Source organism: Ferdinandcohnia sp. GQ5 (genome assembly GCF_059759275.1).
In genome coordinates this window covers 1-207 of sequence record NZ_JCAXEW010000075.1, presented here as the reverse complement: position 1 = coordinate 207, position 207 = coordinate 1, and the positions used below count along the sequence as shown (strand labels likewise).

General features: G+C 45.4%; 1 rRNA gene. It reads left to right on the top strand.

Annotated features, from left to right (window positions below):
• The first annotated feature begins 56 nt into the window (after window positions 1-56).
• Window positions 57-172 (top strand): 5S ribosomal RNA (rrf, locus tag AC6CHV_RS26445).
• Window positions 173-207 lie beyond the last annotated feature (35 nt).

Sequence of the window (207 nt, the reverse complement as noted above, 5' to 3'; positions counted from 1 at the left end):
CGAAGATGAATGCACGTACGTTATCTAGTTTTGAAGGAATGAATCCTTCAACATAGTCTAGTGGCGATAGCGAAGAGGTCACACCCGTTCCCATACCGAACACGGAAGTTAAGTTCTTCAGCGCCAATGGTAGTTGGGACTTTGTCCCTGTGAGAGTAGGACGTCGCTAGGCAATTAAGAGATCAACCGTTATGGTTGGTCTTTTTT